The sequence below is a fragment of the Azospirillum griseum genome (genome assembly GCF_003966125.1).
In the GTDB taxonomy this organism is placed as follows: Bacteria; Pseudomonadota; Alphaproteobacteria; order Azospirillales; family Azospirillaceae; genus Azospirillum; species Azospirillum griseum.
Genome location: NZ_RXMA01000011.1, coordinates 37674 through 51267 on the forward strand (window position 1 = coordinate 37674; position 13594 = coordinate 51267).

The 13594-nt window shown below is 65.6% G+C and carries 15 protein-coding genes and 2 tRNA genes; 8 read left to right on the forward strand and 9 right to left on the reverse strand.

From position 1 onward, the window contains the following. Window positions 1-62: 62 nt before the first annotated feature. The 3 genes from EJ903_RS13185 to EJ903_RS13195 form a co-directional block, all read right to left on the reverse strand. Entirely contained in the window at window positions 63-1355 is a 1293-nt protein-coding gene (locus tag EJ903_RS13185; protein ID WP_126615975.1) for a YeaH/YhbH family protein, read from the reverse strand. Between the two features lie 105 nt (window positions 1356-1460). Then, window positions 1461-3407: a PrkA family serine protein kinase gene (locus tag EJ903_RS13190; protein WP_126615978.1), complete on the reverse strand. Its 1947-nt coding sequence runs from the start codon at window positions 3405-3407 to the stop codon at window positions 1461-1463. 796 nt (window positions 3408-4203) lie between these two features. Continuing rightward, window positions 4204-4605, reverse strand: coding sequence for a response regulator (locus tag EJ903_RS13195; RefSeq protein WP_126615981.1), 402 nt, complete (start codon window positions 4603-4605; stop codon window positions 4204-4206). A gap of 147 nt (window positions 4606-4752) precedes the next feature. On the opposite strand from EJ903_RS13195, the gene EJ903_RS13200 reads away from it, so the two are divergent. Further along, a complete protein-coding gene (locus tag EJ903_RS13200) occupies window positions 4753-5613 on the forward strand; it encodes an NUDIX hydrolase (protein WP_126615983.1) in 861 nt (286 codons plus the stop codon). 3 nt (window positions 5614-5616) lie between these two features. On the opposite strand, the gene gluQRS is transcribed toward EJ903_RS13200, so the two are convergent. Continuing rightward, window positions 5617-6492: a tRNA glutamyl-Q(34) synthetase GluQRS gene (gluQRS, locus tag EJ903_RS13205; RefSeq protein WP_126615987.1), complete on the reverse strand. Its 876-nt coding sequence runs from the start codon at window positions 6490-6492 to the stop codon at window positions 5617-5619. Window positions 6493-6721: 229 nt separating this feature from the next. On the opposite strand from gluQRS, the gene EJ903_RS13210 reads away from it, so the two are divergent. After that, a complete protein-coding gene (locus EJ903_RS13210) occupies window positions 6722-7285 on the forward strand; it encodes an HNH endonuclease (RefSeq protein ID WP_246015533.1) in 564 nt (187 codons plus the stop codon). Window positions 7286-7306: 21 nt separating this feature from the next. On the opposite strand, the gene EJ903_RS13215 is transcribed toward EJ903_RS13210, so the two are convergent. Then, on the reverse strand, window positions 7307-7879 hold the full coding sequence (locus EJ903_RS13215; protein WP_126615990.1) for a demethoxyubiquinone hydroxylase family protein: 573 nt from the start codon (window positions 7877-7879) through the stop codon (window positions 7307-7309). 30 nt (window positions 7880-7909) lie between these two features. Next, window positions 7910-8413: a disulfide bond formation protein B gene (locus tag EJ903_RS13220; protein WP_126615993.1), complete on the reverse strand. Its 504-nt coding sequence runs from the start codon at window positions 8411-8413 to the stop codon at window positions 7910-7912. A gap of 202 nt (window positions 8414-8615) precedes the next feature. Here EJ903_RS13220 and EJ903_RS13225 point away from each other — a divergent pair. Then, window positions 8616-8700: transfer RNA gene (locus tag EJ903_RS13225), tRNA-Leu, on the forward strand. Window positions 8701-8939: 239 nt separating this feature from the next. Further along, on the forward strand, window positions 8940-9296 hold the full coding sequence (locus tag EJ903_RS13230; RefSeq protein ID WP_126615996.1) for a carboxymuconolactone decarboxylase family protein: 357 nt from the start codon (window positions 8940-8942) through the stop codon (window positions 9294-9296). Window positions 9297-9313: 17 nt separating this feature from the next. On the opposite strand, the gene EJ903_RS13235 is transcribed toward EJ903_RS13230, so the two are convergent. After that, window positions 9314-9398: transfer RNA gene (locus EJ903_RS13235), tRNA-Leu, on the reverse strand. A 177-nt stretch (window positions 9399-9575) separates the two neighbouring features. On the opposite strand from EJ903_RS13235, the gene EJ903_RS27260 reads away from it, so the two are divergent. Continuing rightward, window positions 9576-9749, forward strand: a complete 174-nt coding sequence (locus tag EJ903_RS27260; protein ID WP_174237298.1) for a hypothetical protein — start codon at window positions 9576-9578, stop codon at window positions 9747-9749. 33 nt (window positions 9750-9782) lie between these two features. Here EJ903_RS27260 and EJ903_RS13240 read toward each other — a convergent pair whose 3' ends face one another. Together EJ903_RS13240 and EJ903_RS13245 are read right to left on the reverse strand one after the other, a co-directional pair. Continuing rightward, complete coding sequence (locus EJ903_RS13240) at window positions 9783-10028, reverse strand: hypothetical protein (protein ID WP_126615999.1); 246 nt, start codon at window positions 10026-10028, stop codon at window positions 9783-9785. A gap of 106 nt (window positions 10029-10134) precedes the next feature. Then, window positions 10135-10887, reverse strand: coding sequence for a competence/damage-inducible protein A (locus EJ903_RS13245; protein WP_126616002.1), 753 nt, complete (start codon window positions 10885-10887; stop codon window positions 10135-10137). 77 nt (window positions 10888-10964) lie between these two features. Here EJ903_RS13245 and sfsA point away from each other — a divergent pair, with 77 nt between their 5' ends. From sfsA to radC, 3 genes are all read left to right on the forward strand, one after another. After that, window positions 10965-11687 carry a DNA/RNA nuclease SfsA gene (sfsA, locus tag EJ903_RS13250; RefSeq protein ID WP_126616005.1) on the forward strand — a complete coding sequence of 241 codons (723 nt, stop codon included), beginning with the start codon at window positions 10965-10967 and terminating at the stop codon, window positions 11685-11687. A 59-nt stretch (window positions 11688-11746) separates the two neighbouring features. Next, a complete protein-coding gene (gene map, locus EJ903_RS13255; protein ID WP_126616008.1) occupies window positions 11747-12562 on the forward strand; it encodes a type I methionyl aminopeptidase in 816 nt (271 codons plus the stop codon). Window positions 12563-12889: 327 nt separating this feature from the next. Next, complete coding sequence (gene radC / locus EJ903_RS13260; protein WP_246015552.1) at window positions 12890-13549, forward strand: RadC family protein; 660 nt, start codon at window positions 12890-12892, stop codon at window positions 13547-13549. Window positions 13550-13594 lie beyond the last annotated feature (45 nt).

Below are 13594 nucleotides of genomic sequence, written 5' to 3' on the forward strand. Positions count from 1 at the left end.
CCCGTGTTCTTCACGGTTGTTGCTCGCGGTGTTCCGTGCAAAACCGATGATCCCGAAGGCGCTCAGGCCCCCACCTTGTCGCGGGCGAACAGGTCGCGGAAGACCGGGAAGATCTCCCGGCGCGAACGGACCCGGCGCATCGCCAGCGGGCGGTCCGGCCCCTGCACCTGCTTGTAGGTCCGCCACAATTCCGTTTCGCGGCCCAACGCCGACAGGCCCATGTTGTGCTCCGCCGCCACCTCGATGTAGGCAAAATACTGGCAGTAGGGGACGATGACGTCGCGCAGCAGCGCCGCCGATTTGGCGTTGTCCGACGACATGTTGTCGCCGTCCGACGCCTGGGCGGCGTAGATGTTCCAATCCTGGGGCGGGTAACGCTCCTCGATCACCTTGCGCATTTCTTCCAGCGCGGTGGACACCACGGTCCCGCCGGTTTCCGCCGAATAAAAGAAGGTCTCCTCGTCCACCTCCTTGGCCTCGTGGGTGTGGCGGATGAAGACGATGTCGACCGCGCCGTAACGCCGCTTGAGGAACAGGAACAGCAGCATGAAGAAGCGCTTGGCCAGATCCTTCATGTGCTCCGTCATCGATCCCGACACGTCCATCAGGCAGAACATCACCGCCTGCGCGATCGGCTTCGGCACCGTGTCGAACCGGTTGTAACGGACGTCGATCGGGTCGATGAAGGGGATGCGCTTGGACCGCAGGATTTGCCGCTCCAACTCCTGCCGCAATTCCTGAAGCCGTTCGGGATCCTCCCCGGCCTCCTCCGCCTCGCGCAGCAGGGCTTCGAGTTCGGCGATCTCGGCGGGTTTGGGGCGGCGCAGGGCGATGCGGCGCGACAGGCTGTTCCGCATGGTGCGGACCAGGCTGAGATTCGCGGGCGATCCCGACACCGAATAGCCCGCACGGGTCAGGGTGTGTGATTCGGTCTGCTTGACCTTCTGCTTCACCAGATCGGGAAGCTCCAAATCCTCCAGGAAAATGTCGAGGAACTCGTCGCGCGACAGGACGAAGCGGAAATCATCCTCGCCCTCGCCGTCCGCGCTGCCCTCGTTGCCACGCCCACCGCCACCGCCCTCGGGACGGGGGATGGTGTCGCCCTCCACATACTCCTTGTTGCCGGGCACGACGTAATCGCGCACCCCGCCGGAGCCGGAGCGGTGAAAGGAGGGTTCGCGCACGCCACCGGCGGCGATCGTCACCTTTTCGCCGTTCTCCAGATCCTGGATGCCGCGCTTGCCAGACGCGTCGCGCACCGCCTTGACCACCTGTTCTTTCGCACGCCGCAAGAAACGCTGGCGGTTCGCCAGACTCTTGCCCTGCGGGTTCAGGCGACGGTCGATGATGTTCATCAAGGGACTGGCCCTCCCACCCCGTTGCTTCACGCACCCTTGTTCCTGTGGGGGGCGGCGGGGCCGCAGCGCCGATCAACGGCACCCCGGCCCGCCGCGAACCCGTCAGCCCGCCTGCTTGACGCGCATGTACCATTCCACCAGACGACGGACCTGCCGTTCGGTGTAGCCGCGCGCGGTCATGCGGGACACGAACTCGGTGTGCTTCTTCTCGGTTTCGCCATCCTTCTTCGACCCAAAGCTGATGACCGGCAGCAGATCTTCGACCTGGCTGAACATCCGCTTTTCGATGACCTCGCGGATTTTCTCGTACGAGGTCCAGGACGGGTTGCGCCCGGAATTGGCCGCCCGCGCGCGCAACGCGAACTTCACCACCTCGTTGCGGAAATCCTTCGGGTTGGCGATCCCGGCCGGCTTCTCGATCTTGGTCAGTTCCTGGTTCAGCAGCTCGCGGTTCATCAACTGGCCGGTGTCGGGATCCTTGAAATCCTGATCCTCGATCCAGGCGTCGGCGTAATCGACGTAGCGGTCGAACAGGTTTTGGCCGTAATCGGCGTAGCTTTCCAGATAGGCTTTCTGGATTTCGTTGCCGATGAACTCCGCGTAGCGCGGGGCCAGCTCGGCCTTGATGAACTCCAGATACTTCTTTTCCATCTCCTCGGGGAATTGCTCGCGCTTGATCGACTGTTCCAGCACATACATCAGATGCACCGGGTCGGCCGAAATCTCCGTGGAGTCATAGTTGAAGGTCGATGCCAGCACCTTGAAGGCGAAGCGGGTGGAGATGCCGCCCATGCCCTCGTCCACCCCGGCCTGATCCTTGTACTCCTGCATGGATTTGGCCTTGGGGTCGGTCTCCTTGACGCTTTCGCCGTCATAGACCCGCATCTTGGAATAATAGCTGGAGTTCGGATGCTCGCGCAGCCGCGACAGCACCGAGAAGCGGGCCAGCATCTGCAAGGTCGAGGGCGCGCACGGCGCGGTCGCCAGATCGGATCCCTGGACCAGCTTTTCGTAAATCTTCTGCTCTTCCTGCGCGCGCAGGCAATAGGGGACCTTGATGACGCAAATGCGGTCGATGAAGGCCTCGTTGTTCTTGTTGTTCTTGAAGGTCTGCCACTCCGCCTCGTTGGAGTGGGCCAGGATCACGCCCTGATAGGGAATCGCCCCGATGTTTTCGGAGCCGACGTAATTGCCCTCCTGTGTCGCCGTCAACAGCGGGTGCAGCATCTTGATCGGGGCCTTGAACATCTCCACAAACTCCAGCAACCCTTGGGTTGCCCGGTTCAGCCCGCCGGAGAAGCTGTAGGCGTCGGGATCGTTCTGGCTGAAGATCTCCAGCTTGCGGATGTCCACCTTGCCGACGAGCGAGGAGATGTCCTGGTTGTTCTCGTCGCCCGGTTCGGTCTTGGTGACGCCGATCTGGCGCAGCTTGCTGGGGTGCAGCTTCACGACCTTGAAGCGGGAGATGTCGCCACCGAATTCGTCCAGCCGCTTGACCGCCCACGGACTCATCAGCCCGGTCAGGCGGCGGCGCGGGATGTTGAAGCGCTCCTCCAACACCGGCCCCATGTCCTCGGGGTTGAACAGGCCGAGCGGGCTTTCAAAGATCGGGCTGATCTCCTTGCCCGCCTTCAGGACATAGATCGGGCATTTCTCCATCAGCGTCTTCAGACGCTCCGCCAGAGAGGATTTGCCGCCGCCAACCGGCCCCAGCAGATACAGGATCTGCTTGCGCTCTTCCAAACCCTGGGCGGCGTGGCGGAAGAAGCCGACGATCCGTTCGATCGTTTCCTCCATGCCGTAGAATTCGGAAAAGGCCGGGTAGATCTTGATGGTGCGGTTCATGAAGACCTTGCCCAACCGGGGGTCGCGGGCGGTGTCCACCACCTCCGGTTCGCCAATCGCCGCCAGCAGCCGTTCGGCGGCCGACGCGTAGGCCATGGGATCGTCGCGGCAAAGCTGGAGATAATCCGTCAGGGACATCTCGGTCTCGCGGCGGCCTTCATAGGATTGCGCGTAGCGCGTGAAAAGTTCGTCAGCCGGGAACATTGGTCGCTCCGTCTTATCTGATCCGATGCGTCAAGCCGCAGGAGAACCCGAACGGCCCTGGCGGCGATCGCCGCAATCCCTTGGGGCGGTCAACGCCGCCCACCATCGAACAAGCCAAGAGGCAACGCGGAGCGGCGGAACCGTCGCCCCGCTCACCGGAAGATAACATCGCCGTGAACCGTCGGAAATCTGGCCCGGCCCAGCGGCCAGCGCCACATTCCGCAACTCTTGATGTGGGTGTTCCTCCGTCGAAATCCATATGACGAAGCGGAGGATCAGGGAAATTTGCGCAATGAACAACTTGGAATGGAACAAACGGAAGGCGGCAGGGTGATGGTGTGTGTCACGGTGTGGACCGGCGGCGCTGCGCGCCCATCCAGTCAGAACAATGTGCCCGGTGCGGATCGACGGGGCGTCCGTGTTCACGCCATAACCCCCCTCTGAGTGTTATCCCGCAAAAATAGTCCGTGCTGTCGTCGCTACACCCAACTCTGCGCCGCAATGGTTAACAAAAACCCGTTTCCCCGCTGGGACCTTCCCCAAGGGCCTATGGCGTTGCGCCAAGCCATCGGTCTCAGCCCCATCACACACCCGCATGCCAATTGGCTGGATCTGCGCCCCGGAATGGTGCGACTGATTTCCCACCATCGCCAAGATCCAAATTGCGTGGATGCGTGGCGCGCGTCGGCAAAGGCCGGACGCACATTGCCATTTCACTTTTGCTATCAAATGGTTATCGCGATTGCCACAGCGCGGCAAAAAATAAAAACACCGGTTGGCAAAGGCCCTTGACGGGTCATTCCAGCGGTGAAAGCCGTTCGGTCAGCACTTGGCGCAGCGTGTCGGGTGTGGCGGGTTTGGCCAGAATCGCCTCTGCCCCGGCGGCCCGTGCCTCCGCCACCCGCTCCTCATCGGCCCGGTTGCTCATGAACACGACCGGCAGGGACCGACGGCGCGGGTCGGGATGGGCGCGCAGATGGCGCAGGAAGGAAAACCCATCCATCGGTTGCATCTCGACATCGCACAAAATCAAACCCGGCGTGTGGGCATCCAGAACGGCCAAACCGCTCTGACCATCGGCGGCCTGATGGACGGTGCCGACACCCAGCCCCTTCACCATGCGGACCAGCACCATGCGGGTGAAGGATTCATCCTCCACCACCAGAACCGACGCCGTTGTCCACGACCCTTCCGCCATGACCCTGCCCTTTCCATCGCGGAGTCCGCGCCACGACCGTGCCGTCCTGTGTACGTGCGCACCCGAATTCGCGCAAGCGGTTCGCAAGAAACCACCGCCGGGCGGACCGGACGTTGCGTTCAAGCCTGTGGTCGGGTTAGATCGGGCATGAGCTTTCTCGATCACATCCGCGCCTGCAACGCGCATGACCTGTCCGGCTTCCGCCGGTTCGAGCTGAATGGGCAACCGGTCGGTTGGGTGCGCCACGCGATGGCCGAGGCGATGGCCGACGCCCTGCCCGGCTTCCTCACCACCCCCGACCGCCTGACCCTGGCCCCGGACATCACCGGTTTCGACGCGCGGTCCGACCGGTTGGCCGACGCCGCCCACTGGCTGGCGGAAACGGGGGTCATCACCCCGCTGCGCGGCGAATTCTATCCGGTCGGCACCGGGTGGGGCGTGCCGCCGCTGGCGCGGCTGGACCGGGCGGCAACGGCGGTGTTCGGCACCGAATCCTATGGCCTGCACGTCAACGGCGTCGTGCGCGGGGCCGATGGCGCGCCGCGCCTGTGGGTGGCCACCCGCGCCCGCGACCGCATCATCGCGCCCGGCAAGCTGGACAACATGGTGGCGGGCGGCCAGCCCATCGGCCTGACCCTGGCCGACAATCTGCGCAAGGAGGCGCAGGAGGAAGCCGGGCTGCCCGCCGCGCTGGTCGACCGCGCGGTGTCGGTCGGTGCGCTCGGCTATTGCCTGGAAACGCCGGAGGGGCTGAAGCGCGACCGCCTGTTCCTCTATGACCTGGAATTGCCGCCGGACGTCACCCCGGTGAACACCGACGGCGAGGTCGAGTCCTTCGCCCTGTGGAGCCTGGAGGCGGTCGCCGCGTCGGTGCGGGACAGCCAGGATTGGAAATTCAACGTCCCGCTGGTCATCATCGATTTTCTGATCCGCCACGGCCACCTGACGCCGGACGACGAGCCGGAGTATCTGGCCCTGATCGACGGGCTGCGCCCCCCGCAACGCTGATCGTCAGGGATCGGGAAAGCCCGCCAGCGCCCGCACCGCCGCCGCGCTGTGCCCGGCCTCGCGCAGGGAGCGCAGGGATTGGGCGCGGTCGCGCTTGGCCAACCGTTCCCCCGCCGCGTTGCGCAGCAGCGGGTGGTGGTGGTGGTCGGGCGGGTCGAAGGCGAACAGCGCCTGCAACAGCCGGTGCAGGTGGGTGGCGAAGAACAGATCGACGCCGCGCGTGACCAGCGTCACCCCCTGGCGGTGGTCGTCCAACGTCACGCTGAGGTGATAGCTGGTCGGCGTGTCCTTGCGCGCCAGCACCACATCGCCCAGCAGCGCCGGGGTCGCGTCCTGCCAGCCCTCCGCCCGGTCGTGCCAGCGCAGCGGCCCGGTGAGTTTTTGCGCCCGCGCCACGTCGAGCCGCCACGCCCAACCGTCGCCCGCCGCCATCCGGTCGGCGCGCTGCCCATCGGACAGGGCGCGGCAGGTGCCGGGATAGAGCGGGCCGTCGGGGCCGTGCGGGGCCGCCCCCGCCCGCGCGATTTCGGCGGCGATCTCCTTGCGGGTGCAGAAGCAGGGGTAGACGACGCCCAGCGCCTGCAACCGCGCCAGCCCGGCCCGGTACTCCTCCAGATGCTCCGACTGGCGGCGCACCGGCCCATCCCACGCCACCCCCAGCCACGCCAGATCCTCGATCAGGTCGCGCTCATGCTCCGGGCGGCAGCGGTTGGGGTCGATGTCCTCGATCCGCAGCAGGAAACGCCCATCCGACTCGCGCGCCGCCCGCCAACCGAACAGGGCCGAATGGGCGTGGCCCAAATGCAGATGCCCGGTCGGGCTGGGGGCGAAGCGGGTGACGACCGGGGTGGGACGGGTGGGGATGGCGGGCGTGGTCATGACGGCTGTTATAGCGACTCCAGCGGCCCGCTGCCCAGCGCGGCAAAACGGTGACACAACGGTGAAGATTGGAACGCGCGTCCCGCCGCGTGTTGTGCGGCCCTGCTTGATCCACTATATCTATGATGGTTGACACTATGCAGACTCTGGCGCGCGCCGTCAGGACCGCGCCGGAACAGGACAAACCGGACCCCGCCGACACGCGGGCGTCATGATGAGGGAGTGGCCGTTGGTTCCACCGCCCAACCATTGTCCGGCCCTGGTGCTGAACGCGGATTTCCGTCCGCTCAGCTACTACCCCCTGTCGCTCTGGTCCTGGCAGGAAACGGTCAAGGCCGTGTTTCTCGACCGCGTCAACATCGTGTCGCATTACGACCGGGTCGTGCGCTCCCCCCACTCCGAATTCCGCCTGCCCAGCGTCATTTCGCTGAAGGAGTTCGTTCCGGCCAACCGCCGCCCCGCCTTCACCCGCTTCAACGTGTTCCTGCGCGACCGCTTCACCTGCCAATATTGCGGCCGCCCCTTCCCCACCCACGACCTGACCTTCGACCATGTGATACCGCGCTCGCGCGGCGGACGGACGACCTGGGAAAACGTCATCACCTCCTGCGCGGCCTGCAATCTGGCCAAGGGCAACCAGATGCCGCAGAGTTGCGGGATGGTCCCGCTCAGTCCGCCGTTCCAGCCCAGCGCGCACGAACTGCAAGAAAATGGCCGAGGCTTCCCGCCAAACTTCCTTCACGAAAGTTGGCGGGATTTTCTTTATTGGGACACGGAGTTGGATCCGCTGTGAGCGGGATACAGGCGGGTGTCTTCACACCCGCTCGGCCACCCAGATCACCGCCTTGGTCCCGGCCTTGATCGCGGCGGACAGCAGGGGATAGGCCGGGGCGTGTTCAGCGTCGTTGGCCAGCCCGATGTCGCGGTGCTCGACCTCTTCGGCCTGGAACTGGCGGATGTTGGCGGCGAGATCCGCCTCCTCGGGGCCGAGATGGGCCAGTTGCTCTTCGTAATGGCCCTCGATCACCTCTTCCACCGCCACGGTGCAGGCCATCGCCGCCCGTTCGCCCAGCAGGGCGGTTCCCGCCCCCAGCAAAAAGCCGGTGACGTGCCACAGCGGTTGCAGCAGCGTCGGCCGCACCTTGCGGGCGTTCAACTGCTGTTCGAAATAGCGCAGATGGACCAGTTCCTGGTCGGCCATGTGGCGCAGGGTCTTGCCGTGCCGCCCCTTGCCCATGACGGCGATCTGCCCTTCGTAAATCCGCTTGGCCCCATATTCTCCGGCGTGATCGACGCGGACGATGCGGGCCAGCCGCTCGCGCGGCGTCGGATCGCCGGGCAGCGCCCCGATGGGGCGGGCGGCGGGGGAAGCGGCGGTCTGGGTCACGGTGCGATCCTCATCACAACGGTCCGGGTCTCAGCGACGATAATTGGTCTTGGCGGCGGTCAGGGCAAAGCCCGCCAGCGCCAGAGACACAAGCACGTTGTAACCCGCCATGGAAACCCCGAACAGCGACCACGCCACTTCGTCGCAGCGGGTGACGGGGGCGGCCATGACCTGGGCGCGCAGGGCCTCCAGCGAGGTGGCCGCCGCCGCCCCGCCGCAGGACGAGGTACCGGCCCACCAATGCTGTTCCACCCCGACATGGAAGGCGGCAATGCCCGCCCCGACCAGCAGGGCCAGCCCGCTCAGCCCCAACAGGGCGGCAACGGCGCGGTTGGACCGGCGCAGCGCCAGCGACGCCATGGTCAGCGCCACCACCGCCACATAGGGCCAGCGTTGCAGGATGCACAGCACGCAGGGCTGATAATCCAGCACGAATTGAAAGAACAACGCCGAGGCCAGGGTGCCGACGCTGGCCAGCGCCAGCAGGATCGCCGCAAGGCGCGGGTCGTTCACAAGATCGGGAAACGTTTTCATAAGACCGGACTCTAGCGCGCGGCGGCGCGGCGGGCCAGCGCGGCGCAACGGGTCCGGACCGGATCGGTCGGCATGGCAGGGTCTCGCCCCCGATGGGGAATAGAGCGGGGGTGCGGATCGTCACGCCCGTTGCACAAACCCCGGGACCGCATGCATTTTTGGCTTTGCCTTTTCACGCGGGTGCGCTAGAAGGAGCGCCGTTGCGGGCGTGGTGGAACTGGTAGACGCGCCGGACTCAAAATCCGGTTCCGAAAGGAGTGTCGGTTCGATTCCGACCGCCCGCACCACCTTCTCTCTACAATCTGTTTGCTGACAGCCGGTGCGATGGCCGCCTTGCGCGGTGCGGTCGCAGACCGGTTTTTTTGTTTTTCCCATCCCGCCCGCCTCGCAGCACCCGGAATCGTCCCGGCGCTCCTCACGTCTTGACCATTCAATTAGTATACTCTAATTTAGAAACATCTCACGGATACGGCGCAGGCCGACCGTTCCACACATACACGCTCCAAACACAGAAGGACGCTGTTCGATGCACAAGAATTGGCCGCAGATGGCGGGGGAATTGTCCGGTGCGATCCGCGACCTGCGCGGCGGCGCGCCGGAGGTGATGAAGGCGTTTTCCGGCATGGCGCAAGCCGCGCTGAAGGCCAACGCGCTCGACACCAAGACCAAGGAGTTGATCGCGCTGGGCATCGCCGTCGCCATCCGCTGCGACGGCTGCGTTGCCTTTCACGCCGAAGCGGCGCTGAAACAGGGGGCCACCCGCGACGAGGTGATGGAGACGATGGGCATGGCCATCTACATGGGGGCCGGTCCGTCGGTGATGTACGCCGCCCAGGCGGTGGAGGCGTTCGACCAGTTCGCGGCGAAAAGCGCGGCGGCTTGACCAGCCACGTCAATGGATGGTGCGGGCGGCGGGACTCGAACCCGCATGCCTTGCGGCGAGGGATTTTAAGTCCCTAGCGTCTACCGGTTTCGCCACGCCCGCACAGCGCGATGGACGGCTGAAATCACCCTTCGGGGTTGAATTCTCCGGCGTGAAACACCCCATCGCGTCGCCATGACTTAGACAATTGCAGGGGATGCGGTCAAGCCCCCTGCGCAACCGGCCAAACATCCCCATATCCATCGCTGCGATGACGGACAGGTTGGAAGGGAACGGACGGTGGACTCGATTGACTGGCTGTCGTTGACCGCGCTGCTGATGGTGGCGGTTCTGGTGGTCCCGGGGGCGTTGCGGATGAATCGCGGGGTTCTGCTGCGCAACGCCGCGCTGTGGCTGGCGGCGGTGGTGGCGCTTGTGTGGGTTTACGACCGATTCGGTCCCTTCGGCTTCTGAGTTCGGGATCTGACCGCCTGCGCCAAAGACCGATCAGGGCCGGTTGTCCTCGTTCAGCGCCATGATGCCGATGCCCATGGCCACGCTGCCGAAGGTCAGCATCAGGCTGGCGTAGAGCATGACCACCGCCTCGACCGCGTAGTCGCTGTTGCCGATCAGGGTGGCCAGACGCGCCACGTCGAACCACAGCAGGCCACTGCCCAACACCACCGCCCCGGACAAACCGGCGACGAGGTGGCGCAACAGAAACAGGATGGCGGCTTTTTCAAAGGGTTTCATGGTGCGGCTCGGTAAGACAGCGGCCCGTGTGGAATATGACATAGGCGGGCCGCCACAACCGGCAACCCGCCCTTGGCCCGAATCGGGGTGCGAACAGGGTTTCCCCTTAGCCTTTCGAGCCGACGGTGACGGTGGGCGTGCCGCCCAGCCGCTGGATGATCCCGGCCAACGCGTCGGCGGCCCCCGCCACCTCCGCCTCGTCGGTCCCGCGCAGCACCAGGCTGACGCCGAAATAGCCCGCGCGGAAATAGGGGTAGCTGCCGATCTCCAGATTGGGATGACGGTCTTGCAGGGCGCTGAGGTCGGCGGCGATCACCCCCTCCCCCAACTCACAAGCCACGGTGCGGGCGTGCAACTCCGGCCCGCCGACCAGACGCGGGACCACCCCGTCCAGCATCGCCCGCATGATGTTGGGCACACCGGCCATGACGAAGACGTTGCCAAGCTGGAAGCCGGGGGCCTGGCTGATCGGGTTGTCGATCAACACCCCACCCGCCGGGATGTTGGCCATGCGCAACCGCGCCTCGTTCAACTGGCCGGGGGCGTAATGGCGCTCCAGCCGGGCGACGGCCTCCGGGTTGCGCTCCAGCGCCACGCCGAAGGCCTTGGCGACGCAGGCCGAGGTGATGTCGTCGTGCGTCGGCCCGATGCCGCCGGTGGTGAACACGTAATCGTAGCGCGCGCGCAGCGCGTTGACCGCCGCGACGATCTCCTCCTCCACATCCGGCACGACACGGGCCTCGCGCAGACGCACGCCGATCCCCGCCAGGGTTTCGGCGATGTGGGGCAGATTGGCGTCCTTGGTGCGGCCCGACAGGATTTCGTTGCCGATGACGAGGACGGCGGCGGTGGGATTCATCCGAACGCGCTCCGGGGAAGTGGGACGGGGATCACGCTTGCGCCCGTCCGAGCGGGCGGGTAGCGTCGGGCCACACGATGCGCTTTCCCGCCCCCCTTCTTCAAGGCCGACTGATCCGCCGCTACAAACGTTTCCTCGCCGACGTCGATCTGGGCGGGGAGACGGTGACGGTTCATGTCCCCAATTCCGGCAGCATGATCGGGCTGGACACACCGGGCGCTATGGTCTGGCTCTCGCGCTCCGACAACCCCAAACGCAAGCTGGCCCACACGCTGGAACTGGTGGAGCCGGTCCCGGCCTGGGGGGAGGGGCTGGTCGGCGTCAACACCGGCCATCCCAACGCGCTGGCCGCCGCCGCCATCGCCGCCGGGACCATCCCGGAGCTGGCCGGTTACGCCCGGCTGCGGCGCGAGGTGAAATACGGCGTCAATTCCCGCATCGACCTGCTGCTGGAAGACCCCGACCGGCCGCTCTGCTACGTCGAGATCAAGAACGTCCATTTGCGCCGTCCCGACCGGGGCGACGGGCGGGCCGCCGAATTTCCCGATTGCGTCACCGCGCGCGGGGCCAAGCATCTGGCCGAATTGTCGGCGATGGTGGCGCAGGGGCATCGGGCGGTGATGCTCTACCTTGTCCAGCGCGGCGACTGCACCCATTTCACAACCGCCCGCGATCTCGATCCCGCCTATGACGCCGCGCTGCGCCGGGCGTTGGATTCGGGGGTCGAGGCGCTGTGTTGGTCTTGCGCAATCACGACAGACGCGATTGAATTGCAGGATCCGCTGACGGTTCGGCTGTAACGCCGCCGGTCGGCGTGTGTCGTCACCCGCGTGGTCTTGTCTCTTGGGGGCTTTTCGTCTTGGAACACAACAACGTCGAATCCAACCGCGTGCGGCTGCATGGCCCGGAAGGGTTCGAGGGCATGCGCAAGGCCGGTCGCCTGGCCGCCCTGACGCTCGACTTCATCGGCCCCTATGTCCAGCCGGGCATCACCACAGGCGAGCTTGACCGCATTCTGGAGCAATTCATCCGCGACCATGGGGCAATCCCCGCCCCGCTCGGCTATCGCGGTTTTCCGCGCGCCAACTGCATTTCGGTCAACCACGTCGTCTGTCACGGCATCCCCGGCGACAAGCGGCTGGTCAACGGCGACGTGCTGAACATCGACGTCACCCCCATCGTCGATGGCTGGTACGGCGATTCGAGCCGGATGTATCTGTGCGGCGATGTTGGCGTTAAGGCGCGCAAGCTGATCGATGTGACCTATGAATCGATGATGCTCGGCATCGCCGCCGTCAAGCCCGGTGCCACGCTGGGTGACATCGGCCACGCCATCCAGACCCATGCGGAGGCGAACCGCTTTTCCATCGTCCGCGATTTCTGCGGCCACGGGCTGGGCCGGGTGTTCCACGAGCCGCCGTCCGTCCTGCATTACGGCAAGCCGGGCGAAGGGCTGGTGCTGCGCGAGGGCATGATCTTCACCATCGAACCGATGCTGAACGCCGGTCGCCACGACGTGAAGATCCTCAGCGACGGGTGGACCGCCGTGACCAAGGACAAATCCCTGTCCGCCCAGTTCGAGCATTCCATCGGCGTCACCGCCGACGGGGCGGAGATCTTCACCCTGTCCCCGGCCGGGCACACCAAGCCGCCCTACCCCGAGGCCACGGCCTGATCGTCCGAATCCGTGTGTTTCGCTTTTTGCGTGCGTGTCCTCTGGGCGCTCACGCAAGAAGGCTCTATAGTCATCGCCGAGCATCAGTATGGCGATGGGCGAATGACGGGCGGCAAACGCAAAAAGAGCGCAGGCAAACAGTCGGAGACGGCGCACACCGCTTCAAGCGGCGGACTGAGTGACGCTGGATTGCGCAGCGCCACCCTGAGCAACGCCGAATTGTTCCCGGATTTGCCGCAAGTCACGCCCGTCACACCAGCCGCCGCGTTCACGGGGGATACCGCACCGGGCGACGATGCCGACCACCACAGCGGCCACCGCGAACGCCTGCGCGGGCGCTTCCTGAACCGGGGGGCCGACGCGCTGGAGGATTACGAGCTGTTGGAGATGGTGCTGTTCACCGCCATCCCACGGTGCGACGTGAAGCCGCTGGCCAAGACGTTGATCCAGGCCTTTGGCGATCTGTGGGGGGTGGTCAACGCCCCGGCGGAGCGGCTGCGCGGCTTCAAGGTCGATCGCGCGTCGATGAACAGTGATGTCGCCGTCGCCACCGTGCGGATTGTCGGAGCAGCGGCCTTGCGGGCGATGCAGCAGCGGGTCATCAACCGTCCGGTGCTGGCCTCCTGGCAAGCCTTGCTCGATTACTGCGCGGCGGCGATGGCGCACGAGCCGACCGAACAGTTCCGCCTGCTGTTCCTGGACCGCAAAAACATCCTGATCGCCGACGAGGTGCAGCAGCGCGGCACGGTGGACCACACCCCGGTCTACCCGCGCGAGGTGGTCAAGCGCGGGTTGGAGCTGTCGGCCAGCGCCGTCATCCTGGTGCACAACCACCCCTCGGGCGATCCCACCCCCAGCCGCGCCGACATCGAGATGACCAAGGAGATCGTGCGCGCCGCCCAGGCGGTGGGGCTGGCGGTGCACGATCATCTGATCATCGGCAAGGGCGGCAAACACACCAGCTTCAAGGCGCAGCGTCTGCTGTGACCGGCGGCTGTGGTGGGCGGCGGGTTCAGACCAGCCCCACAGTCA

Excerpts from the sequence above, each read along its gene's own strand:
- EJ903_RS13185 (WP_126615975.1), bottom strand. The coding sequence starts at position 1,355 with ATGAACATCATCGACCGTCGCCTGAACCCGCAGGGCAAGAGTCTGGCG.
- EJ903_RS13190 (WP_126615978.1), bottom strand. The coding sequence starts at position 3,407 with ATGTTCCCGGCTGACGAACTTTTCACGCGCTACGCGCAATCCTATGAA.
- EJ903_RS13195 (WP_126615981.1), bottom strand. The coding sequence starts at position 4,605 with ATGGCGGAAGGGTCGTGGACAACGGCGTCGGTTCTGGTGGTGGAGGAT.
- EJ903_RS13200 (WP_126615983.1), top strand. The coding sequence starts at position 4,753 with ATGAGCTTTCTCGATCACATCCGCGCCTGCAACGCGCATGACCTGTCC.
- gluQRS (WP_126615987.1), bottom strand. The coding sequence starts at position 6,492 with ATGACCACGCCCGCCATCCCCACCCGTCCCACCCCGGTCGTCACCCGC.
- EJ903_RS13220 (WP_126615993.1), bottom strand. The coding sequence starts at position 8,413 with ATGAAAACGTTTCCCGATCTTGTGAACGACCCGCGCCTTGCGGCGATC.
- EJ903_RS13230 (WP_126615996.1), top strand. The coding sequence starts at position 8,940 with ATGCACAAGAATTGGCCGCAGATGGCGGGGGAATTGTCCGGTGCGATC.
- EJ903_RS13240 (WP_126615999.1), bottom strand. The coding sequence starts at position 10,028 with ATGAAACCCTTTGAAAAAGCCGCCATCCTGTTTCTGTTGCGCCACCTC.
- EJ903_RS13245 (WP_126616002.1), bottom strand. The coding sequence starts at position 10,887 with ATGAATCCCACCGCCGCCGTCCTCGTCATCGGCAACGAAATCCTGTCG.
- sfsA (WP_126616005.1), top strand. The coding sequence starts at position 10,965 with ATGCGCTTTCCCGCCCCCCTTCTTCAAGGCCGACTGATCCGCCGCTAC.